17 protein-coding genes are annotated in these 21843 nt (G+C 64.3%); 13 read left to right on the top strand and 4 right to left on the bottom strand.

What is annotated here, in order from left to right; genetic code table 11:
- Positions 1-651: 651 nt before the first annotated feature.
- Genes KF886_08045 through dcd form a run of 3 tightly spaced genes read left to right on the top strand, consistent with a single transcriptional unit; the run spans position 652 to position 2959 of the window.
- Positions 652-1098 carry a hypothetical protein gene (locus KF886_08045; GenBank protein ID MBX3177295.1) on the top strand — a complete coding sequence of 149 codons (447 nt, stop codon included), beginning with the start codon at positions 652-654 and terminating at the stop codon, positions 1096-1098.
- An 11-nt stretch (positions 1099-1109) separates the two neighbouring features.
- The gene (locus KF886_08040) at positions 1110-2336 is read left to right on the top strand and encodes a hypothetical protein (GenBank protein MBX3177294.1); all 1227 of its coding nucleotides are present in this window, start codon (positions 1110-1112) and stop codon (positions 2334-2336) included.
- Positions 2333-2959, top strand: a complete 627-nt coding sequence (gene dcd / locus KF886_08035) for a dCTP deaminase (protein ID MBX3177293.1) — start codon at positions 2333-2335, stop codon at positions 2957-2959. Before KF886_08040 ends, dcd begins: the two co-directional genes overlap by 4 nt.
- A gap of 52 nt (positions 2960-3011) precedes the next feature.
- Here dcd and xylB read toward each other — a convergent pair whose 3' ends face one another.
- A complete protein-coding gene (gene xylB / locus KF886_08030) occupies positions 3012-4535 on the bottom strand; it encodes a xylulokinase (GenBank protein MBX3177292.1) in 1524 nt (507 codons plus the stop codon).
- Positions 4536-4730: 195 nt separating this feature from the next.
- Between xylB and KF886_08025 the strand changes: the two genes are divergently transcribed.
- Together KF886_08025 and KF886_08020 are read left to right on the top strand one after the other, a co-directional pair.
- The gene (locus KF886_08025) at positions 4731-5753 is read left to right on the top strand and encodes a type II secretion system F family protein (GenBank protein ID MBX3177291.1); all 1023 of its coding nucleotides are present in this window, start codon (positions 4731-4733) and stop codon (positions 5751-5753) included.
- Positions 5754-5796: 43 nt separating this feature from the next.
- Positions 5797-6321 carry a peptidyl-prolyl cis-trans isomerase gene (locus KF886_08020; protein ID MBX3177290.1) on the top strand — a complete coding sequence of 175 codons (525 nt, stop codon included), beginning with the start codon at positions 5797-5799 and terminating at the stop codon, positions 6319-6321.
- A 21-nt stretch (positions 6322-6342) separates the two neighbouring features.
- Here the strand turns inward: KF886_08020 and KF886_08015 are convergent, their stop codons facing one another.
- Positions 6343-6513 carry a hypothetical protein gene (locus KF886_08015; protein MBX3177289.1) on the bottom strand — a complete coding sequence of 57 codons (171 nt, stop codon included), beginning with the start codon at positions 6511-6513 and terminating at the stop codon, positions 6343-6345.
- 165 nt (positions 6514-6678) lie between these two features.
- On the opposite strand from KF886_08015, the gene KF886_08010 reads away from it, so the two are divergent.
- The 3 genes from KF886_08010 to rfbD all read left to right on the top strand — a co-directional run bounded on the left by KF886_08010 (position 6679) and on the right by rfbD (position 11985).
- Entirely contained in the window at positions 6679-6933 is a 255-nt protein-coding gene (locus KF886_08010; GenBank protein MBX3177288.1) for a (2Fe-2S)-binding protein, read from the top strand.
- 206 nt (positions 6934-7139) lie between these two features.
- Positions 7140-10988: a BACON domain-containing protein gene (locus tag KF886_08005; GenBank protein MBX3177287.1), complete on the top strand. Its 3849-nt coding sequence runs from the start codon at positions 7140-7142 to the stop codon at positions 10986-10988.
- Between the two features lie 148 nt (positions 10989-11136).
- Positions 11137-11985, top strand: coding sequence for a dTDP-4-dehydrorhamnose reductase (gene rfbD / locus KF886_08000; GenBank protein ID MBX3177286.1), 849 nt, complete (start codon positions 11137-11139; stop codon positions 11983-11985).
- A 20-nt stretch (positions 11986-12005) separates the two neighbouring features.
- Here the strand turns inward: rfbD and KF886_07995 are convergent, their stop codons facing one another.
- Together KF886_07995 and KF886_07990 are read right to left on the bottom strand one after the other, a co-directional pair.
- On the bottom strand, positions 12006-13220 hold the full coding sequence (locus KF886_07995; protein ID MBX3177285.1) for a M20/M25/M40 family metallo-hydrolase: 1215 nt from the start codon (positions 13218-13220) through the stop codon (positions 12006-12008).
- Entirely contained in the window at positions 13217-15118 is a 1902-nt protein-coding gene (locus tag KF886_07990) for an exo-alpha-sialidase (GenBank protein ID MBX3177284.1), read from the bottom strand. The genes KF886_07995 and KF886_07990 overlap by 4 nt, the downstream gene beginning before the upstream one ends.
- A 241-nt stretch (positions 15119-15359) precedes the next feature.
- On the opposite strand from KF886_07990, the gene KF886_07985 reads away from it, so the two are divergent.
- From KF886_07985 to KF886_07965, 5 genes are all read left to right on the top strand, one after another.
- Positions 15360-15620, top strand: a complete 261-nt coding sequence (locus KF886_07985; GenBank protein MBX3177283.1) for a helix-turn-helix transcriptional regulator — start codon at positions 15360-15362, stop codon at positions 15618-15620.
- 40 nt (positions 15621-15660) lie between these two features.
- Entirely contained in the window at positions 15661-16110 is a 450-nt protein-coding gene (locus KF886_07980) for a GNAT family N-acetyltransferase (GenBank protein ID MBX3177282.1), read from the top strand.
- 238 nt (positions 16111-16348) lie between these two features.
- Complete coding sequence (locus tag KF886_07975) at positions 16349-16834, top strand: hypothetical protein (GenBank protein ID MBX3177281.1); 486 nt, start codon at positions 16349-16351, stop codon at positions 16832-16834.
- Positions 16835-16919: 85 nt separating this feature from the next.
- Complete coding sequence (locus tag KF886_07970; protein ID MBX3177280.1) at positions 16920-20315, top strand: PSD1 domain-containing protein; 3396 nt, start codon at positions 16920-16922, stop codon at positions 20313-20315.
- Between the two features lie 83 nt (positions 20316-20398).
- Complete coding sequence (locus KF886_07965) at positions 20399-21829, top strand: hypothetical protein (protein ID MBX3177279.1); 1431 nt, start codon at positions 20399-20401, stop codon at positions 21827-21829.
- Positions 21830-21843: the final 14 nt, after the last annotated feature.

The raw sequence follows: 21843 nt of genomic DNA, 5'->3' as shown, positions 1-21843 counted from the left end.
GGGCGGCCCGCCCGCAACGCGCCGGAGGCGCGAGTCTGCTAATCAGCGGTAGTCCGGCTCCAATTCTCTCGCCGATCAAGTGCGTCGATATTGCAAACGCGCCATGCACCTCCGGTGCATTGCAGGCGGGGACGCCTGCGCTCCCAGCCTTGCGCGCTCTCGTCGTAGTGTCGCGGCATGACAAGAATGGGCTGGCGCTACTTCATACGGCTAAAGTGTTACGAAATTTCAAATCTCTCTTGAACACTGCGATTTATTTGTTGACATTCCAGCAAGCAAGTTGCATACGAGCAATAGACGCGTATTGAGCGAATACATATCTGGAAAAAATGGAAGACGTTTTCTTCGCAGCAAAGGCTGGCAAGAAATGCGAGAATTTTATAGTATGTAAGGTTTTAGTATTTTACAAGAGTTGCTTAACAAGAACATGGTACAATATATGCGGCATAGTAGCCGATTGTGTACAACATGTGGGTCCGCTATTAACTGGTCTTGAGACGTGACAATACCAAGGTTTGCAAAGTGGATGTCGAATTGGAGAAGATGAGGTACAAAGCACCATATTATAAGTTGACAAACAATGCGCATTCTGCCACTACTTGATCAGAGTCGTACAGTAACTGTCAGCTTTCTATCAAAGGGAGAATTGGTATGGCAACCGTTGGCGTGCACAACAACCTTACAACTATCGGCCCAGAGCTAAGCCTATTAGCTTCTCAGGCAGCGACGGCGATAGACAGACACATCGCAGGTAAGGCAACGGACTTCCGGCCAGTTGAGCAACTAGTAGACTTCTTGGGAGGCACTGTGGATGCGTCCAATGCGCGTTCAGCCGAACATATGTTCGTGATGCCTGGAACCTTGGAAGTTTTCGACAAAGCCATTTCCCTGTCGAAGACTGGAAGTCCTATTACCACTGTAAATGTCTTGGCGGAGGAAGCGAGAAAAATAATCGCCCGCCTTAGCGATAGCGTTACAAACAAACAAGCCGAACAACTTCCGCAACTTCGAGATTTCTGCGCCGCGTTCTCAATAGCAACTTCAAACTACTTGCTTAGAGTCCACGAAATGGGGCCTACGCACCCGAATCGTAGGTAAGCTCGATTCCGATGTTCACATCTCGTGACTTCGCGATTCAGCGACTCCAAGTTTTTCTTGAAGAGTTAGAAAGACTCAAGAGTTCAACATTTCCATACACGCACTCTTTGGATGCACTAGAGATACTATGCGACGACGTTAGCAAGCACATTGTGAACCTTGAATCGCTGGACGAGTCCAGCAACCCCTTGGTTATCGATGCCGCCTGTAAAGCATCGACCGCACTACTCCAGCGATACCATCCATATGCAGGATTTTTGTTAAGGGCTACAAATGTTCGCAATGCGTTTGAAGTGTACGGCCCTGTCCTCCGGATTGCACGACAGATCTTGGGGCCCGATACGAGACTTGTTTTGTCTTCAGAATGGGAGTTTTCGCCATATACATATATCGACAATGCTTCATTCAGCGAATTCGTCTTAATTGGATTACCCGCATCTGAATCTTCGAACCCACTCCTTCTTCCGACCGCCGGCCACGAACTCGGACACACCATATGGAATAAGAAAGTTGACCAAATAAAGTATTCCGAAAACTTAACCGATGGTGTATTGGAGTACATTAGAAATACTTGGTCCGAATATACGAAAAACTACTCGGAGATAAGTATTCAAAAGTCTGAACTTGGCAGTGATATGTTCGCTCAAAGAACATGGGCTCCTGCTCGCGATTCTGCATTCAGGCAAGCGGAAGAAATATTTTGCGATTTCGTAGGAGTCCGGATATTCGGGGAGTCGTACCTCTATGCTTTTGCGTATCTCGTTGCACCGGGTTCTACGCGTCGAAGCCCGATGTACCCTTTGGACCGTGTCCGGGCGCAGTATCTAATGTTGGCAATGCAGAAGTACGGCTCTACCTCTCCGTCAAATTACGATTCACTATTCACTCAAAGCGGCGCACAGGTCGACTACATGCAGACTGCTGCGGATTCAGCAGTCGAGAAAATCATCGACGACCTACTCCAGGATGCGGACAGTATAATCTCAGGAGCAAAGATCCCGTGCCCAGACCCTGCCAAGACATCTGAAATCTACCAGTCGTACAAACGCTTGGCGGTACCAGCGAGGTCATCCATCCTACTATCCAATATTTTAAATGCCGCATGGCTGGCATACCAAGACCCTGAGCTTTGGGCCCAACTGCCTCAAATTAATGACACTTCCTGTGTGCTTAAAGAGTTGGTGCTGAAGAACGTTGAAGTTCTAGAAATCGAGAGTCGATTGCAGGCTAACCAATGATTATTAAGGCAGACATCATTGCAGATCGATTGGAATCCTGTGAATCAGGTGCAGATCCGCTCGTAATCACTCCTCAGCCGGATATCGCCGCATTGCGCAAAAGCGGATCTGCTTCAATAGACCTTCGCCTTGGCACTTGGATCAGCACAATGCGCAATACAACTGTACCATACTTGAAGGTCTTGGAGCCTGACGACGCCAGTCCAAACGAGAATCAATTGACGAAGTCTCACTACGTCCCTTTCGGCAAGGACTTTGTGTTGCATCCGAACGCGTTTGTGTTGGGAGCCGTTTTGGAGTGGATCAGACTTCCCAAGGACTTGGCGGGTTACGTGATCGGCAAGTCCAAATGGGGGCGAAGAGGCCTCATCATCGCAACTGCGACAGGCGTACACCCCGGATTCACCGGATGCTTGACTCTGGAGATTACCAACGTGGGCGAAGTACCTATCTGTATTCAACCCGGAATGTCCATCTGCCAGTTGTTTCTTCACGAGGTGGGGTCAAATACTAAGGCTACCGACCCAAGCCTTCTCAGTGGCAACCGTAAACCGGTTCTCGGGACTATCAGACCGGACAGCGTTGCTATGCGGCTGAGTACCCCTATAGAGACATTAAGCTAATCATGCAATGAAAGTATTTTGCTCTCTATCAAGGTATGCGCATTCTTGAGAGTCACCCCAACAGCCCCGCCAGCGCCTTAAACCGCGGCGCCAGCGCCCCATACGCCGCCTGGTATTCGGAGAACCAGGGGTCGTAGGCGTCGGCGGCGGCTTTGTTGGGTTCCAGGCGGCTGATCTCCTTGATGATGTTGTCGCAGCCCTCCTCCACGGTCTTGTACATGCCCGCGGCGACGCTGGCGAGGATGGCGGCGCCGTAGGCGGGGCCTTCGTCGACGTTGATGGTGACCATGGGGGCCTTGCCGGTGTCGGCGAGCATCTGGCGCCAGAGTTTGCTGCGGGCGCCGCCGCCGGAGCAGCGGACCTCGCGCACGGGCACGCCCATGCCGCGCATGATTTCGAGGCTGTCGCGCATGCCGTAGGCGACGCCTTCGAGGACGGCGCGGGTCATGTGGGCCTTGGTGTGGCGGAGTGACAGGCCGATGAACGCGCCTTTGGCGTCGGGGTCCTTGTGGGGGGTCCGCTCGCCGGTGAGATAGGGCAGGAAGAGGAGCCCTTCGGCGCCGATCGGGATACTCTCGGCCTCGGCGGTGATGTATTCGTAGGGGTCCTTACCACTTTCCCGGCCCGCTTCGACTTCGACCTGGCAGAGGGCGTCGCGGTACCAGCGGAGGGCGCCGCCGGCGCTGAGCATGACGCCCATGACGTGCCACTTTCCGGGGACGCTGTGGCAGAAGGTGTGGACGCGGCCCCCGGGGTCGGTGCTGACGTCGTCGGCGAAGGCGAAGACCACGCCGCTGGTGCCGAGGGACGAGGAGATGACGCCGGTGCGGACGATGCCGCAGCCCACGCCGTTGGCGGCCTGGTCGCCGCCGCCGGCCACCACAGGGATGCCCGCGGGCAGGCCGGTCCTGGCCGCCGCCGCGGCGGTGAGGGTTCCGGTCACTTCGGGGCCCTCGAAGGATGGCGGCATGAAATCCGTGTCGATGCCGAGGAGCCCCATGAGTTCGGTGTGCCAGCGGCGGTTCTTCACATCGAAGAGGAGCGTGCCCGAGGCGTCGGCCACGTCGGTGGCGAACTCGCCCGTGAGAAGCAGGCGGATGTAGTCCTTCGGGAGCAGCACCTTCTTGACGCGCTCATAATTGGCGGGCTCGTTGTCGCGCAGCCAGAGGATCTTCGGCGCGGTGAAGCCGGTCAGCGCGGGGTTGGACACCATCTCGATGAGGCGCGCTTCGCCCACCTTGGACGTGATGGCGTCGCACTGCGCGGCGGTGCGCTGGTCGCACCAGAGGAGGGCGTTGCGGATGACCTGGTTATCGGCGTCGAGGAATACGCTGCCATGCATCTGGCCGGTGAGGCCGATGCCCTTGACGTCGCCCGGGTTGACCTGGCTGGCGAGTTCCGACAGCGCGGTGTAGGCGGCCCGCTCCCAGTCGGCGGGGTCCTGTTCGGCCCAGTTAGGTCTTGGGGCGTGGAGCGGGTACTCCACGAGGGCGGAGGCAAGGAGCTCGCCGTTTTCGTTCATGGCGATGGCCTTGGCGCCGCTGGTGCCGATGTCGAGTCCCAATACGATGCCCATGGTGTCGCTCTCCTGTGCCGCGATGGGGTTGTGGTTTGCACTTTTATACCGGGCGGCGCGCGCGCGGCGCAAGGCGCGGCCGGGCGGCTGCGGGCGTATTGGCGCGCCCGGAATGGGTTTGGTACAATCAGCGTTTCAATACTGGCGCGCAATCCGGGCCTGCCGTACGCTGTTCCGGGCGCCACGAGGCTGTATATGGGCTTAATGACCGCGGAAATATCTGCCCGGCATCTGGCGCCGCTGTGCCGGCAGATGGCGACGAGCTATGATGCCGGGATCCCCGTGATCCGCACGCTTGACCTGATGGCGGACAACGCGAAGGATGCGCGTTCGAAGCGGGTGCTTCGAGCGATGGCGGAGGATGCGCGGGGCGGGGCGACCCTCGGGGAGGCCGCCCGGCGCCAGCAGAGGTACCTTCCGCGATTCTTCATCGAGCTGCTGCATTCCGGCGAACTCGGCGGGCGGCTGGACGTGATGCTGCGCGACATGGCGGACTATTACGAGGACCGCGTGGAGATGCAGCGGAAGATCGTTGGCGCGATGGTGTATCCGGCGCTGCAATTGACCGCCGCGTGGTTCCTGGGCACCTTTGCGCTGGGCCTGATTGGCAAGCTGAATTTCGACGCGCGCGAACCGTTCAACCTGGGCGCGTATTTTGAGCAATACGTGGCGTTTCAGGGCCTTTCGATGGGCGCGCTGGCGCTGGTCTGCGCCGCGATAATCGTGCTGTCGCGCCTGGGCGTCATCCGGTGGAGCTGGAGCCTGATCCTGCATTATCTGTGGCCGCTGAACACGGTGAACAAGAAGTTCAGCCTGGCGCGCTTTTTCCGGAGCTTTTCCCTGCTGCTGGGCAGCGGGATGAACATCAAATCGTGCATTACAAACGCGGCGGCGATTTCGGGCGACCCGCGAATCGAGCGGGATCTGTTGAAGGCCGTGCCGCGCGTGGCGGAGGGCGCGACGCTTGTGGAGGCCTTTGCGCCGTGCCGGAGCCTGACGCCGGTGGCGCGCGAGATGCTGCTGGTGGGGGAGCATTCGGGGAACCTGGAGCAGTCGCTTCGCAAGGTTTCGGAGTACCACCTGGAAGAAGGCCGTCACGCGGTGGCGGTGGCGAGCAAGATCCTGGGGGTGCTTATTGTGCTGGCCGTGGGCGCCACGGTGGGCTTCATCATCATTTCGTTTTATTCGAAGTACTTCAGCCTGTTGAATTCCATCTAGCCGTATTGATGGCCTCATACCGAAGATTTGGAGGTAATTGACGATGACCCAGCAGTTCGACGACGCATCCCAGGAGCCCCGGGACTATGCCAAGTTTGTTTGGGGCGGGGTGGCGGTCCTGATCGCGGCCATGATCTTGTTTATGATCACGCGCGGCCAGAGTACGCCCCGGCGATCGGAAGTCACGACCAAACACATCCTCATAGGCTACGATGGGGGCGATCCGGCGGACAAGGCGCGCGCACTTGCGCTTATCAAGGAGATTCGGGAGAAGATCGTGAACGGCGACGCGAGTTTCGCGGAGATGGCGCTGCGTTATTCCAATGATCCCCTGAGCGCGCGGCGCGGCGGCCACCTGGGCACGCACGGCAAGGGCGAGATGTCGGAACAATATGAAAACTACTCCTGGAACGGGCCGATCGGCGAATTGAGCGAAATCCTGCAATCCGGCCATGGCTACCACATCATGGTCGTGGAGGATCGCTATATCTCCCCGTCGGACGCCTATGAAGAGGATTTGGAGCGCCGGATCAGGACGAACGAGGGCGCGGCGCCAACGGGTGAATAAGGCCCGTGATCCGGCCGGGAGCTATTCGGGCGTTTTCGCGTAGAAGGCGGCGAGATTCCGAATGACCTGCGGGCCGTTCAGCCAGTGTCCGAACACGACGCTTAGAACGGTGATGATGGCGGATTCCAGCGGGGTGGTGACGCCTTCCTGGGCCACCCGCGGCCGCCGGCTCAAGGTTTTCAGGTGGGACATTGGGCCAAACCTCCTTCATGCAGTACCCCTGCAATTGTATGCGTGAGGATAGCACGCGGGCCTGGGCCGTTTCCCGTTTTTGTCCCCTCGGGCCGGTACGGCGCCAGCCAAGCCGCGCGCATCTGATGCCATAAACAGTTTGTTTTAATGGAGTTACAGAGTTACATGCCCCGATTGACCATCGACGGAAAATGCTTGGAACTGGACCGTGGCGCGGCGATCAAGGACGCCTGCGAGGTGCTCGGCGTGCCATTTGGTTGCGCTGCCGGGAGTTGTGGGACGTGCGTGCTTGTGATTGAGTCGGGCATGGACAACCTGATGCCCCGCAACGCCATGGAACTGGACATGCGCCTGCGCCCCAACGAGCGTCTGGCCTGCCAGGCGCGCATCCATGGGGGCGACGTCATCGCGACGTGGTAGCCCCTGGGCCGCGGCATGAATCGTGGGGAACTTTTGTCCCCGGTTACGGGATATAGCCCTTGCGTGTATTGTACAGTACACGGGATGCGCGCCATTCCCGGCGCCCCGACACACGCATCTGGGAATCGGACACGTGCGGCGCTCCCGGCGCCGCCCCCGGCCACTTGCCCCGCGGGCAAGGCCAGCCACACGAAGGGATGTATCTAATGGGACCCCGTACCCCCCTCCCGCGACGTTTGACCCCCGGCTTCTACGTTGCGGCGCGACTGCTGCCGGCAATTCTGGCGGCGGCGGCGTTTCACGCATACGCGCAGCCGAGCTTTGATTTCGGCGACGGGCGCCACGGATCGTTCACGGCTCCGCCGGGCGAGACCACCGTCCAGGATCTCTGGTCGCAGGTGCGCGGCGGCTCCGACCCGGCGGCCTACAACCCGTCCGCCGCCGATCAGGTGCCCAACCTGGAGAATCTCACGATATCCAGCGGGGGCGTCCTTACGGTCAGCCCCTACAGCGGAAACGCGGGCAGCGCGGTGGATCCGTCACTCGGGGGCGTGCTTCGGCTGAAGGTGCGCGGGACCCTAACGATTGAGGCGGGCGCCTCGATCAGCGCGACGGGCAAGGGGTACCGGGGCGGGACGATGGAGGGCGGCGCGCCGGGCCTGATCGGACAACAGGGCGACTCTTGGGGCAATGCGGGGACGATCAGCACCAACGCGAATCGCGGCGGCGGCGGCGGTGGCTTTGGCGAGATCAACAACGGCAACAACCCGGGCGCGGGCGGCGGCGGCGGCCACCGCGAGGCGGGCGCACGGGGCACGACCGGCCAAGGCTCGCAGACGGGGGGCCTGGGGGGGCAATCCTTTGATTCGGCGGCGTCGGCGTTTGGACAGGGCTTCCGGGACACGTATCCGTTCCCGCGCTTCGGCAGCGGCGGCGGGCGCGGCGGCCAGGTGGCCAACTTTGCGAACGTGGCCGCGTTCGGCGGCAACGGCGGCGGCGTCATCATCATTGAGGCCGCGCGCATTATCAACAACGGCGCGATCGAGGCCGATGGCGCTCCCGGCGGATCCAATCTTTCCGGCGGTGGCGGCGGCGCGGGCGGCAGTATCCTGATCCAGTCGCTATCCGAGTCCAACGGCGCCGTAACGGTGGCCGGCGGCGCGGGCGGCGTGGGCACGGTCCTGGGGAACGATGGCGGCGCGGGCGGCAGGGGAATTCTGCTGTGGGATACGCGGTACAAACTGGACACTTCCGTGACTGGCCAGGGCAGCATATCGCTGTCGCCGAGCGGCGGCCTGTACACCGCAAACGCGATTGTGGAGTTGACGGCGGTTCCGGAGGATGGCTGGCGCTTCGATCGCTGGGAAGGCGACGCCGACAGCACGCTGAATCCCGAGCTGCTTGAAATGGACTCCAACAAATCGGTCCGGGCGGTGTTCGTGGAGTTGCCGACGCTCAGCGTGACGCCACTGGTGCGCGATATTGGCCCGAGCGGCGGGAATCTTTCGTTTAACGTTTCGGTGTCGGGAAGCGCTGGAGCGATTGACTGGACGGCCGCCGTGGATACGGGCGCCGATTTCATCACGATCAATATGGGTTCGGTTGGCGTCAATGACGATGTGATCACGATTTCGGTGGCGCCGAACCCATTGGAAGAAGCCCGGACCGGCACGCTGCTTGTATCTTCGCCCGATGTCTCTGGCGAACCTGTAACCTTGACGGTCAACCAGGGGCCGGCCACCCCGGTGCTCTCGGTGACGCCATCGGACCCCATTGTCCCGGCCGTGGGCGAAGAATTGGTCATTCGCGTGAGCAATGTGGGCACCGGCTCGTTTGATTGGAACGCGTTTATGCTGACGGGCCAGGGCTTCGCGAGCATAACGTCGGGCGGCATGGGGACCAACGACGGGACTTTTGTCGTGACAGTGGCTCCAAATCCTTCGGCGCTCCAGCGCACGGCGACCTTGTCGGTGACGGCGCCGGGCGCGCTCAATGCGCCGGCCACGGTCACTATCACGCAGCAGGCGGGCGCGCCGCTGCTTCAAGTGACGCCATCCAGCCAGCTGATTGGATCCGCGGCGGGCACGGCGTCGCTGACGGTGACGAACGGCGGTACGGGGTCGATGAACTGGACGGCGGCGGTGGTAGAAGGGGCTTCCTTCGCCACCATCACGGGCGGTTCGAGCGGCACGGACGCGGGCCTGATCACGGTGACGTTCCAGACGAACACCGCGATGGAAAACCGCACGGCGCGCCTGCGCGTGGAATCGGTTGACGCGGCGAACAGCCCGGTGGAGGTCACCATCACGCAGACCGCGCAGGAAGCGGTCTTGCTCGTGTCTCCGGAGACCCAGTCGGTGGGGTCGAGCGCGGGTATGGCCAGTTTTCAGGTGCAGAACGCGGGCACGGGGACCATGAATTGGACCGCGTCGGTAACGAGCGGCGCGAACTTCGCGTCGATCACGGGGGGTACGTCGGGGTCGAACGATGGCGCCATCACGGTGAGCGTAAGCGAAAACAGCAGCATGGAAGATCGGACGGCGACGATTCGCGTCGTCGCGCCGGGCGCGGCGAACAGCCCGCAGACCGTAATGCTGGTGCAGACGTCGCGCACACCGGTGCTGCGCGTGGTGCCCCTGGAACAGTCGGTGGGGTCCGCTGGTGGCGCGATCAACATCACGATAGAAAACGGGGGTACGGGAACCCTGAGCTGGACCGCGTCGCTCGAAACGGGCGCGGATTTCCTCTCGATCACCTCGGATTCGAACGGTACGAACGACGGCGCAATTCAGGTGACGGTGGCTCCGAATCCGCGCGCGTCGAACCGGACGGGGACGGTGCGCCTGGAGGCGCCGGGCGCCGCGGACAGCCCGCGGACCGCCACGATAGTGCAGCTCGGCTGCGAAACCCTGGACACTCCGGAAAATCTGTCGGCAAGCGACGGGGTGTTTGATGATCGTGTGGAACTCATCTGGAGCGCGGTGCCGAATACGATGATGTACGAGGTTTTCCGCGCGCCCCTGCTGGAGCCGGACCGCCGCGAACTCATCGGCACGTCCGAAGCCCCGCGCTTCTCGGATACGCTGGCGAAGGCGCCAAGCTACGTGCTTGTGAACCGGGGTTGCTTCAACCCCGGCGAGTTCATCGTGACGAATATCATCTACCACTATGAAGTCCGCGCGGTGAATGCGTGCGGCGCGAGCGGATTCAGCAACCGGACAACGGGCTACCGGGGCCTCCCGATCCGGGGGAACGGCGGCAGCACACCGTCAATCCCCGAGGACGTTCTTCCCGTGGAGAAGCGGGATGAAGGCCATGTGATCGGTTTGGAGACTTCGATTGCGCTTCGCCTGACGGCAACCGATGCGATCGATCCCGGCAGCGCCTGGGCGCAGATCGGCGGCGAGCCGGTGGCGGCCGAGGCCCTCGCATGGCGCGCGACCGATGGCGCGGACGGATACGACGGCTGGATTGTGGTTGCCGGCGAGGTGCTGCCGCCCAAGGGCGGGGCGTTTGTGGTGGACGCGGGCGCCTCGACGGTCTCGGGTGAACCCGTGGCGGCAAGCGCTCGGTTCTATCGCGCGGGCGCTCCGGAGAAAGGTGCGGGCAACGCGCCGCTGTCCGTCGAGCCGTTTGTCTTCGGCGATGCGGAGGCGGGCCAGTTCCTGGCGGGCCGGGGCGATGTGTACCAGGTGCTGCCGTCGGAGCTCTACCCGGATCCGGTGCTGGTCCAGATTCCCGTGCCGTCCGGTGTGGCGGCGGGCGATGTGGCGTTGTACTATTTCGCGTCCGACGAGCGCGGATCCGGGTGGTATCCCGCGGATCGGGTCATCGGATGGCTGGCGGCGCCGGTTACCGTGACCGAGGATGGCGCCTACATCGAGATCCTGATCCACCATGGCGGCATCGTGCGCGCCGGGCTTGCGCCGGGTGTTCCGGTCCCCGTGGCGGGGGCGGTGTTCCCGGCGGATTACGGCACGCTGCTGGTTTTTGTTGCGGCGCTGGCCGCAATGGCCGGACTGGGCCGGCGCCGGGCGGCGCGAAGCCGCGGCTGAGCAAGCAAAACAACGAATCGCGGCGGCCGCCCTCCCTCGGGAATGGCGGCCGCCGCTGTTTCTTGGGGTTGCATTGAATAATGGAATCGGGGGCATTGCGCGTTTGCCGTGCAGTTGATACAATGCCTTTCTTTTTGAGGGATTATCGATGCGCACACTGATATTTGGATGCCGGGGACAGCTGGGCCGCGATCTTTTGCGGGTTTTTGAGCGGGCGGGGGAAGCGCAGGGCCATGATCTGCCGGAGTTGGATATTGCGGACGAGGTGGCGCTACAGCCGATCGTGGAGCAGTTTGGTCCGGATCTCCTGATCAATGCCGCGGCGTATACCAATGTGGACGGCGCGGAAGACGACATGGCGGGGGCCTTCCTTTCGAACGAAACGGGCGCGCGGAACGTGGCGGAGCTGGCCGCGCACCACAATATACCGGTGGTGTATTTCAGCACGGACTATGTGTTTGACGGGACGAAACGCACCCCTTACACGCCGTCGGACCCCCTGGCGCCGCTGGGGGTGTATGGCAAATCCAAGGCGGCGGGGGAGCACGCTACGGCGGTGGCGAACCCGCGCCACTTCATCCTGCGGACGGCATGGTTGTATGGCCCCGGGGGGAACAACTTTGTGGAGAAGGTGTTGCAGGCGGCGGCATCGCGCCCGGAGTTGAAGGTGGTCGAGGATGAGGTGGGTTCCCCGACGCACACGCTGGACCTCGCGGAAGCGACGCTGGCGCTCGCCAGGACGCACGCCTACGGCATCTACCACGCGGTGAACCGCGGCGCGTGCAGCCGCTACGAATTTGCGCGCGCGTTTCTGGAGATGGGGGGCGTGCATACGCCGGTGCGGCCCTGCGCCTCCGCGGAGTATCCGTCCCGGGCCGAAAGGCCGTTGTATTCGGTGCTGGATCCCTCCGCGCTGGAGGCGGCGAGCGGCTACTCGATGCGGCCCTGGCGCGAGGCCCTGGCGCACTACCTGGAGCGCCGGAACGGGACCGGCTGAGCCGCGCGGCGGTCTGGCCCTCAGCCCGGCGCGCCACCCTCGTCGAAGCGGCGGATGACTTCGCCAACGATCCCGGCGGCGATCGCGACGCAGCCCGCGTCCATATTGTCCGCGCTGTCGAAACGCGTGTGGTAGAAGCGGGCGGGGGCGGGGTTCATGGCGACAAGCGCGGTGGCCTTGAGGCGCGCCCGGGTGAACGCCGCGGCGTCGGTGGCGCCGAGGGGAATGGTTCCAATGCGCGCCGGGTGGCCGCAGGCGGCGGCGGCCTCGGCCACGAGTTGGCTCAGCGCCTCATCGTTCCTCACGGTCCCGTTCAGATCGCCCTGGTACACGGTGAAATGATCGCGGTCGCGGATCGTGTCGAGGACGAGGATGGCGGTGTCGGCGTCGCGCAGTTCCTTCGCGTGGCGCGCGGCCCAGGCGCTGGCGCCGCGGAGGCCGGCTTCCTCCGAGCCGGTGATGAGGCACGCGATTTCGGTGTTTTCGAACGAAGATTCCGCTTCCCGCAGGGCGCGTATGACGCCGGCGGCGAGGAAGACGCCGGAAAGGTTGTCATTGGCGCCGGGCACGGGGCTGTCGAAGTCGGTGAAGAAGAGTGCGAGGACAAACGCGGGTACGAGGAGCGCCTGGAGTCCGCCGAGCCACCACAGGATTATCGAGCCGGGGTCGCCCATCCAGATCGGTATGCTGGCCACCTGGAGCACGAGGGCGGCGGGTAGCGCGGCGAGGCTGTAGCGCACGAGCCAGGGGAACGCCTTGGGCCAGAGGACATGGTACCTCCACTCGAAGGCGGCGTCCATGTGCGCGTTGAGGATGATCCGGCGTCGGGTTTCGCCCCGGGGCGCCCACCGCGCGTAGACGTTGAGGGATTCCGACTGCGGGTAGAGGGCATCGAGCATCGGGTGGTAGTGCACGAACTGACGCCAGGTCACGAAGAAGGCGAGCACGCCGGGTAGCAGGGCGAGCGGCGGGAGAAACCACCACACGGCGCACGCAACCAGCATGAGGACGCCCGCGACGGTCTGAAAGCGCATGAAGGCTTCGGGCGCGACGGGGAACGGCTCGCGCTGGACTTCGGTCGCGCCGAGTTCTTCGAGGCGGGCGGCCACATATTCCTGCGCGGCGCGCTCGCCTTCGCTGCCGGGGCCGCGCGGGCCAAAGGTATCAATAATGTGGCGGGCTTGATCCAGGACGTATTTCGCGCAGGCCGCGCGGGCTTCGGGGGAGAGCATCATTCGTAAAACCAGGCGATCGGGATGGAGCGGAAGCGCGAATCGATGCGCCCGTTCGCATCGCCCGCGACATAATAGCTGATGAGGGCGCGCCCGCGGTCGAAGGTGACGCTGGTGTAGGCGTAGCCCGTGGTAAACGACGCGGCGTCGGGATCGGCGTCCTCGATGTTCTTCTTGTGGATCCAGGTCTTCCCCTCATCCTTCGAGATGGCGACCGTCAGCGGGGCGCGCGGGCCGCCGTGGCCGGCGCCTTCCACATAGCTGTCGTTCCAGATCAAGAGCAGGTCTCCCGTGGAGGGAATGCGGCGCAGGGTCGATGGCGCCTCCGGCGCGCGCACGCCCCAGTCCGCGGCTTCCGTCCAGGTGTCGCCGCCATCTCCGGAGTAGGCCGCGGCAATGTGTCCCAGTTGGGTGCGGATGATCATGAGGATGCGCCCGTCGCGGAGTTCCAGCACCTCGGGCTCCATGGCGCCGCGCTTCGCGTAGTCCACCTCGCCCGCGCCCGCGCGCCAGGTGTGGCCGGCGTCGTCGGAAATCCACGTGCGGCACTTGAAGTGGTTGTCGGTGTGCACATTGGGCGAACTGGCGACGGGAACCAGCAGGCGCCCGCTGGACAGGCGGATCACGCGGTCGTTATTGAGGACGTGGTAGCCCGGGGCGTCGGTGACGAGGCGCGATTCGCCAAAGGTGGCGCCACCGTCCGACGATCGGCGCAGGTAGACGTCCAGATCGTCGACCTCGTTCTTCCGCAGGTAAAACATGCCGACTTCCACGTCGGAGAGTTCCTGGAAGGTGACGGACATCACGTTCTTTCCGCCCGTGTTTTCCTGCAGTTCAAAGGAATCGCCCCAGGTCTGTCCGCCGTCCGAGGAAATCCGCCCGATAATGTGGGCTCGTGCGAAATCGCTTCCATCCCCGATGAATTCCGTGGTGGCGTACAGGTAGCGCCCATCGTTCAGGACGTGGATATCGCCCTCGCTGTAGCGCGGGTTCTCCGCCGTGGCGGGATAGAGATCGCGCGCGAAGGCGCCCTCGGGGAGACCGCCCTCCCGCGCCAGCATGATGAGCGATTGCGCCGCGCGGAGCCGGGTGTCGAGGTTCGGGTCGTCCAGCAGGGAGACGAGGGCATCGCGCGCGCTGGCCACGCCGAATTCGCCGGCGAAATTCGCGGCCATGGTGCGGATGGCGGGGTCCTCGGCGGCCAGGTTTTCCAGGAGCCCCGCGACGCCCTCCGGATCGCCCAGCCCGGCCAGTGCATGGGTGAAGAACGAGCGCACGCCGGGGTCCTCGAAGCGTTCCCGGCCCGCCCGCAACACGGGGATGTCCTCGGCCGATCCAATTTGCCCGAGCGCCCAGGCGGCGATGCGGGCCACGTCCGGATCGGGCGCGGCGGCCTGTCCGCGGAGGTGTTCGAGTGCGGCGGCATGGCCCCAGTTCGCCAGGGCGGCGGCGGCCATGATCGCCTTCGACGGCGGGCCATCGCCTTCCAGGGCGGCGCGCAGCGCGTTCCCGTCGCCGATTTCATTCACCTTGAAGAGGCTCTCCGCCGCGTGCACATGGGCGTACGGATCCGCGCCCGCCAGCAGGTCGAGCATGACGCGGGCCCGGGTGCGATCGCCCGCGCGAACAAGTTCCCGCGCCAGCCCGCACTGGCGCTGGCCGTCGGTTTCGGCGGCCAGGCGCGGCGCGAGCGCGGCGGTAACCTCGATGCCGTGGCCCGCGAGGGAGAGTCCTTCGGCCGCGTGCATCGCGGGCCAGAAATCGGGATCGTCGAGACCGGCGCGCAGTAGATGTACGCACCGGTCGCGCAGCGGCCCGTCGAGCGCGATGGGGGCCGCGCCGGCGAGGGCGGAGGCGGTCAGAAGGGTCATGATCAGTGTGATACGCGCAACTTCTTGCATGCGTGGGCTCCTGTGGGTGAAGAACGGTGGACGGACTCAGTATAGGATCCGGTGGGCTTCCGCGCCAAGCTCGCGTACACGGCGGGGCGCGGCGCGTGGTGAGAAAACGGCGATAACAGCGGAAACGCCAGAAAATGGGAGCGTTGCGCGCCTGTCCATGATCGGGAGAATAGCAGTTGGTGCTAGTGTCCTATATTATATGATTTGAATCGGGCCGGGGCGCCGGGCTATGATCAGGGGCATGAGTGAACGCCTTGTAGTTCGGAATCGCGTGCGCGAGTTGCGCGTTAAGCTTAAGTTGCGGCAGGCCGACCTGGCAAAGCGCGTGGACGTCACCCGGCAGACGATACTGGCCATCGAAAAAGATCGGCTGAACCCGTCTATCCGGCTGAGCCTGAAGATCGCCCGGGAATTGGGGCGTCCGGTGGACCACGTGTTTTATCTGGAAGAACCCGCCGCAGCGGGGCCATTGTGCGAAGATATGGCCGTCGCGGGCAATTGATTCCGGCGGTCGGTGGAGCCATTGCAGTAAGGATTTCCCGATGATTCGCCTGTACGCGCGAGAAGATCTGGACGATCTGCTGGAGACGTGGTACACGGCGTCCCGGATGGCGCATTCCTTCCTTCCCGACGAGTTCTTCGATATCGAGCGCCACAACATGACGGATATCTACCTTCCGATGGCGGATACCTACGTGTGCGAGGACGAGGGGCGCGTGGTGGGCTTTATCGCGCTGATCAAGAACGAGGTCGGGGCGCTCTTTGTGCATCCGGAGTTCCACGGGCGCGGGTATGGCCGCGCGCTGATGGACCATGCCCGCCGGATGCGCGGCGATCTGGAAGTCGAAGTGTTCAAGGAGAACCGTATCGGCCGCGAGTTTTACCGGCGCTACGGGTTCACCTTTCACGAGGAGCACGTGCACGAGGAGACGGGGGAAACGCTGTATCACCTCGTGTACACGGAAAACCGCGCCAACACGCCACGCACCTGAGGGCGGGTGTATCCGCCGTACGCGGGTGTCGAAAGAAGCCACCGGTCCATACGGCGCCTTCGCGCCATTCCGCGGAATCAATGGCGTGGTCCGAGGGGCGCCGCATTTCGCACGCGGATGGACCAAACGCCACCGCCGCCGTTGAAGGCCCGCGCCCCGCGCCGTATAATCGGATCGGCTCGCTGGAGCCCCGGGCAGACGCATTGAGATTCACAGGGAAACGCCGAGGAGGGCGACCATGGATCAGCCATCGAACACATCGGAACGCAGGGCCTTCATGACGGGAAGCATCGCCGGTCTCGCTGGCGCCGCCGCTCTGGCCGCCGGATCCGCCGCGGCCAGCGCGGTGAAGCGGACCGGGCTCGACCCGGACGGCGCTCCCGCCGCGGATTCGGGCTACACGCCGGGAATCAAGGCCGAAGGCGGGCAGACGGTCGTATTTGTTTCCGGACAGGGCCCCGAGGACTACGACGCCGATATGGAAACGCAGATGCGCCAGACCTTCGACCGGATCGGGAAGGTTCTGGCCGAGGCCGGGGCGGGTTTCGAGCACGTGGTCATACTTCGATCCTACTTTGTGGACATCGCGCGGGACCTGCCCGCGTACCGCAAGGTGCGCAAGGAGTACCTGAAGCAGCCGTATCCCGCGTCCACCGCCGTGGGGACGCCGGCGCTGGCGATTCCCGGTCTTCAGTTCGAGATCGAGGCGGTCGCCATCCTGTAGCCGCCCGCCCGCGCCGTTGACTCGCGTTTGCCGCTGGCGGCGTGGGCGCGCCTCGGCTATAATGGCGGGTCACAGGAGAGTCCGCATGCGCATCGCAGTGAAATCCCGCCTGCCGGTATTGTGTGTCGCCCTTGGCATTGCGTGCCCCGTGCTCGCGAGCCCGGAAGATTTCTTCGAGAAGAAGATCCGCCCCGCGCTTATCGACAACTGCTTTGGTTGCCACAGCAGCGCGACCGACGCGGTGAAAGGCGAGTTGCTGCTCGACTCGGCGGCGGGCCTGGCCCGCGGCGGGAAATCCGGGCAGCCGGCGGTGACGCCGGGCGACCCCGCGGCGTCGCGGCTGATGCGGGCCATCCGGTACCAGCACCCCGAGCTTCAGATGCCGCCGTCCGGGCCGCTCCCCGAGACCGTGGTGGCCGATTTTGATCGCTGGATCCGCGAGGGGGCGGTCTTTCCCGAGAGCGATGCGCCCATCGACCTCTTCGCGAGCGCGCGAAAGCACTGGGCCTTTCATCCGCCGGCGCCGCAGGCGCTTCCGGCGGTCCAGGACACGGCCTGGCCGCGCACGGAAATCGACCACTTCATTCTGGCGAAGATCGAAGAGGCCGGGCTCGCCCCGGCGCCGGAGGCCGATCGCCGCACGCTGATCCGGCGGCTTTCGTTTGGTCTGCTCGGCCTGCCGCCCGCCCCGGAGGAGGTCGTCGCGTTTGAGAACGACCCCGATCCGAGGGCCTACGAGAACCTCGTGGAGCGCTATCTGGCGTCGCCGCACTATGGCGAGCGCTGGGCCCGCCACTGGCTGGACGTGGCGCGCTACGCCGACACGAAGGGCTATGTCTACGGCGGGCGCGAGGAGGTGAAGTTCGTCCACAGCCACGTGTACCGGGACTGGGTTGTGGACGCCATGAACCGGGACCGCCCGTACGACGAGTTTCTGAAGCTCCAGATCGCGGCCGACGAGATGTCGGATGAATCGAGCCGCGCGGACCTGGCGGCGATGGGTTTTCTGACCCTCGGCCAGCGTTTCCTCGGCGTTATGCCGGACATTGTCGACGACCGAATCGACACGGTGACGCGCGGCCTCATGGGGCTCACGGTGAGTTGCGCGCGCTGCCACGACCACAAGTTCGACCCCGTCCCGATTGAAGACTACTACTCCCTGTACGGCGTCTTTACCGGCAGTTCCGAGCGCCGCGTGCCTATTGAACCGGAGTACGCCGAGGATCCGGCCTGGGCTGAGTTCACCGCGGAGATGCAGAAGCGCGAGCAGGCGCTGCGGGAACGATTCCGGGAAGAAACCGAGAAACTGGAAACGCGCCTGCGCAGCCAGGTCGACCGCTACCTTGCCGCCGTCCCCGACGCGAACAAGCTCCCCACCGACGAGTTCTACGAGATCCGCAACGAGGAGGACATCAACCCGACGATCGTCCGGCGCTGGGCCGCGTACATCGCCCGGCTGGGCGAAGACGACCCGGTATTCGGCCCGTGGAACCGGCTCGCGTCGATCCCGCCGGACCAGTTCGCGGACCGCGCGCCCGAAGTGCTTGCCCGCTATGCGCCGCCGCGCGATGGCGACATCGTCCTGGCGTCCGCCGCGCAGTCCGCCACCCAGGCCGCCGCGCCGGTGTTGGGCGCGCTGCTTGAAGGCGCCGCGCCCGATTCCCTGACCGACGCGGCCCGGCGCTACGGGGCGCTGTTCAAGAGCGTGGAGGACGAGTGGATCGCGCTGGTCAAGGCCGCCGAGGAGAACGCGGTGGAGGCGCCCGCGGCCCTGCCCGACCCGGGCCGCGAGGCCATCCGCCAGATCATGGTGCGCGACGGCTCTCCCATCCGCGTCCCGGAAGGCGCGATTGTCGATCTGGAGTGGATGTTCGCCGAGCCGGCCCGCGTCGAGCTCGGTCGGCTCTACGCCGAGATCGACCGCTGGATCATTGAGTCCCCGGCGGCTCCGCCCTTCGCCGTGACGCTTGCCGACAAGCCCGACATGCCCGCGCCGCGCGTGTTCGGCCGCGGGAATCCCGCGAACCCAGGGCCGCAGGTGTCCCGCCAGTTTCTGGAGATCCTCGAAGGCCCCGGGCGCCAGCCCTTCCAACACGGAAGTGGGCGCCGCGAAATGGCCGAGGCGATCGCCAGCGCGGACAACCCGCTGACCGCGCGCGTGATGGTGAACCGCGTCTGGGGCTGGCACTTCGGCGAAGGCATCGTCGCGACGCCGAGCGATTTCGGCACGCGCGCCGCCGATCCGAGCCATCCGGAACTGCTGGACTGGCTCGCGGACTACTTCATTGCGGAGGGCTGGTCCATCAAGCAGATCCACCGCCAGATCGTGCTTTCGTCGGCCTACCGGCAGTCGAGCGCGTCCCCGGCGGACGATCCGCGCGTTACGAAGGCGATGCAAGTTGACCCGGAGAACCGTTTGCTTTGGCGTTTCAACCGCTACCGCCTCGATTTCGAGTCTCTGCGCGACGCCATCCTCTTTGCGTCCGGCGAAATCGATCTCGCGCTGGGCGGGCGTCCGGTGGACATTGCGCGCGAGCCCTACCCGGCCCGCCGCACGATCTACGCGCGCGTCGACCGCCAGTTCCTGCCGCCGGTGTTCCGCATGTTCGACTTCCCGAGCCCCGACATGCACAGCCCGCGCCGCCTTGACACCACCGTGCCGCAGCAGGCGCTATTCCTCATGAACAACCCCTTCGTGCAGGCCCAGGCGAAGGCTTTCGCCGGGCGTGCCGCCGAAGCCGTTCCGGAGGCGGGCACGGACCGCATTGCGTGGTTCTTCCAGCACGCCTACCAGCGCGCAGCCACGCCGGAGCAGGCCGCGCAATCCCTGGCGTTTATGGAGTCCGCCATTACGCCGCCGCCGCCGCCCGCCGTCGAGCCGTCCGCCTGGACCTACGGCTACGGGCGCTTCGACGAGGCCGCCGGCGCGATGGCCAGTTTCACGCCGATCCCGCACTTCAACGGCACGGCCTACCAGGGCGGGCGCTCCTGGCCCGATGATCGGATTGGCTGGGTACAGATCACGGCGGAGGGCGGCCACCCGGGCAACGATCTCGACCACGCCATTGCCCGCCGCTGGACCGCGCCCGAATCCGGCGTGTACAACATCGAGGGGCGCATTGTGCACCAGAGCCCCAATGGCGACGGCATCATGGCCCGCATTCTGAGCAGCCGCCACGGCGTGCTGGGCGCGTGGATGGCGCACAACAGCCAGGCCGACACCAATCTCTACGGCATTGCGGTGGAAGCCGGCGACACCCTTGATTTCGAGGTGGACATCCGGAAGGTGCTCAACAGCGACGAACACCTCTGGGCTCCGGTCATCACGCGCGCGGACACGGAAGACAGCGCCATGGCGAAGCGCTGGGACGCCCGGGCCGAGTTTGCCGGCCCCTGGACCGCGCCACCCGAACCGCTGGGCGCGTGGGAGAAGTACGCGCAGGTTCTCCTGTCGTCCAACGAGTTCATGTTTGTGGATTGATCGCCGTCCCGCCGCCCCGGCTTTGATTTCGGGCCGCTGGCGTGTATGCTGGCCCGATACGCAATCGAAGGAGGCTCTATCGCATGCGAATCACCCCGCGCCGCACGTTGTTTGCGGCTGTACTGCTTTTCCCCGCGCTTTCCGGCGCCGCGACCCTGCATGTGGGCACGGCGACGACTTCCATTACCCCGGACGGCCCGGTGGCGCTTTCCGGGCAGATGCACACGCGCGTGGCGACCGAGGTGGAAACGCCGGTGCTCGCCAATGTGCTGGCTATTGAAGCGCGCGAAGGCGACGCGGTCGCCGATCAGGCGGTTTTCGTCTCCTGCGGGCTGGTGGCCATTCGCGGGGGCATCCGGGAGATGGTGCGGGCGGCGGTGGCCGAGGAAATCCCCGATCTCGACCCGCGCAAGGTTATCCTGAGCGCGACGCACACGCACACGGCCCCGGTGATGCTCGATGACACGTACGCGATCCCGGAGGGGGTGATGGCCCCGGCGGCCTACCGCGAATTCTTCACGAAGCAGGTGGTGGCGGCGATTGCGGAGGCGTGGTCGGCACGGCGCCCCGCGAAGGCGGGCTGGGGCATGGCCCACGCGGTGATCGGGCACAACCGGCGCATGGTCTATGCGGACGGGACCGCGGTGATGCACGGGAGCAAGACCGATCCAGCGTTTCGGGGCATTGAGGGGCCGGACGACACGGGCGTGGAGGCCTTGTATTTCTGGGACGAAAGCGATCGCCTGATCGCGACGGCCTACAGCCTGGCGTGTCCGGCGCAGCGGGCGGGGAGCGGCAGCGCAATCAACGCGGACTTCGTGCACAATGTGCGGGAGACGCTGAAGGCGCGGCACGGCGAGGAGCTCGTGGTGCTCGCGTGGATCAGCGCGGCGGGCGACATCACGCCGCATTTGCAGATCCGGAAGGAGGCCGAAGCGCGCATGCGGGATGCCCGCGGCGTGGACGAGATCGAAGAGATCGCGCGGCGCATCGTGGACGCGTGGGAGGAGGCGTACGCGGGCGCGCAACAGGAAAAGTCTGACGACATTCCCTTCACGCACCAGGTGGCGGATATCACGCTGCCGGAGCGCATCGTGACGAAGGAGGAAATGGAAGACGCGCTCGCGGAGTCGGTGAAGTTCCTCGGCGACCCGAAGTACAACCGCCGGGGGGTGTGGCACCGCAAGGTGGCCGAACGCTACGAGCGGCAGCAGCGCGGCGAGATCGTGCCGTACATCATGGACCTGCACACGCTGCGTCTGGGCGATGTCGCGATTGCGACGAACGACTTCGAGCTGTTCCTCCAGTACGGGATCCAGATGAAGGCGAAGAGCCCGGCGCTCCAGACCTTCCTGATCCAGCTCTGCGGCCCGGGCACGTACGTCCCCACGCCCTACGCCGAATCCGGCGGCGGCTACAGCGCGATCGTGCAGAGCAACGACGTGGGCTCGGAAGGCGGCCAGGTGCTTACGGACGAGACCGTGAAGGCCCTGAAGGCGCTCTGGGCGAAGTAACGGGGGAACGCCGG

It is taken from the genome of Candidatus Hydrogenedentota bacterium (assembly GCA_019637335.1).
Lineage (GTDB): Bacteria > Hydrogenedentota > Hydrogenedentia > Hydrogenedentales > JAEUWI01 > JAEUWI01.
Note: the sequence above shows the minus strand (reverse complement) of the source record. Positions and strands in the feature narration are given on the sequence as shown.

Bases quoted from the DNA above. Each gene is read 5' to 3' on its own strand.
- KF886_08045 (MBX3177295.1), top strand. From the start codon at position 652: ATGGCAACCGTTGGCGTGCACAACAACCTTACAACTATCGGCCCAGAG.
- KF886_08040 (MBX3177294.1), top strand. From the start codon at position 1,110: ATGTTCACATCTCGTGACTTCGCGATTCAGCGACTCCAAGTTTTTCTT.
- dcd (MBX3177293.1), top strand. From the start codon at position 2,333: ATGATTATTAAGGCAGACATCATTGCAGATCGATTGGAATCCTGTGAA.
- xylB (MBX3177292.1), bottom strand. From the start codon at position 4,535: ATGGGCATCGTATTGGGACTCGACATCGGCACCAGCGGCGCCAAGGCC.
- KF886_08025 (MBX3177291.1), top strand. From the start codon at position 4,731: ATGGGCTTAATGACCGCGGAAATATCTGCCCGGCATCTGGCGCCGCTG.
- KF886_08020 (MBX3177290.1), top strand. From the start codon at position 5,797: ATGACCCAGCAGTTCGACGACGCATCCCAGGAGCCCCGGGACTATGCC.
- KF886_08015 (MBX3177289.1), bottom strand. From the start codon at position 6,513: ATGTCCCACCTGAAAACCTTGAGCCGGCGGCCGCGGGTGGCCCAGGAA.
- KF886_08010 (MBX3177288.1), top strand. From the start codon at position 6,679: ATGCCCCGATTGACCATCGACGGAAAATGCTTGGAACTGGACCGTGGC.
- KF886_08005 (MBX3177287.1), top strand. From the start codon at position 7,140: ATGGGACCCCGTACCCCCCTCCCGCGACGTTTGACCCCCGGCTTCTAC.
- rfbD (MBX3177286.1), top strand. From the start codon at position 11,137: ATGCGCACACTGATATTTGGATGCCGGGGACAGCTGGGCCGCGATCTT.
- KF886_07995 (MBX3177285.1), bottom strand. From the start codon at position 13,220: ATGATGCTCTCCCCCGAAGCCCGCGCGGCCTGCGCGAAATACGTCCTG.
- KF886_07990 (MBX3177284.1), bottom strand. From the start codon at position 15,118: ATGCAAGAAGTTGCGCGTATCACACTGATCATGACCCTTCTGACCGCC.
- KF886_07985 (MBX3177283.1), top strand. From the start codon at position 15,360: ATGAGTGAACGCCTTGTAGTTCGGAATCGCGTGCGCGAGTTGCGCGTT.
- KF886_07980 (MBX3177282.1), top strand. From the start codon at position 15,661: ATGATTCGCCTGTACGCGCGAGAAGATCTGGACGATCTGCTGGAGACG.
- KF886_07975 (MBX3177281.1), top strand. From the start codon at position 16,349: ATGGATCAGCCATCGAACACATCGGAACGCAGGGCCTTCATGACGGGA.
- KF886_07970 (MBX3177280.1), top strand. From the start codon at position 16,920: ATGCGCATCGCAGTGAAATCCCGCCTGCCGGTATTGTGTGTCGCCCTT.
- KF886_07965 (MBX3177279.1), top strand. From the start codon at position 20,399: ATGCGAATCACCCCGCGCCGCACGTTGTTTGCGGCTGTACTGCTTTTC.